The 292-nt window shown below is 66.1% G+C and carries 1 pseudogene; it reads right to left on the reverse strand.

The features are described 5' to 3' along the window. Positions 1–292, reverse strand: a pseudogene (locus ABWU78_RS20985) (ATP-dependent Clp protease ATP-binding subunit ClpX); the annotation flags it as partial.

The raw sequence follows: 292 nt of genomic DNA on the forward strand, positions 1-292 counted from the left end.
CTCGGTGAACTCCAGCTCCACCCCGTCGATCGCGAACATCCGCTGATACTGCTTCACCAACGCATTGCGCGGCTGGGTCAAGATCCGCACCAACGCCTCGGAGTCCAACGCCGACACCGACGCGATCACCGGAAGACGCCCGATGAACTCCGGGATCAACCCGAACCGGTGCAGATCCTCCGGACGCACCTGCGCGAACAGATCCTCCCCCGCACCCGTCTCGATCGACGCACCAAACCCCACCCCCCGCTTGCGCGCCCGCGCCGCCACGATGTCGTCCAACCCCGCAAAC

The organism is Cellulosimicrobium sp. CpK407 (genome assembly GCF_051844275.1).
GTDB classification, from domain to species: Bacteria; Actinomycetota; Actinomycetes; order Actinomycetales; family Cellulomonadaceae; genus Cellulosimicrobium; species Cellulosimicrobium cellulans_G.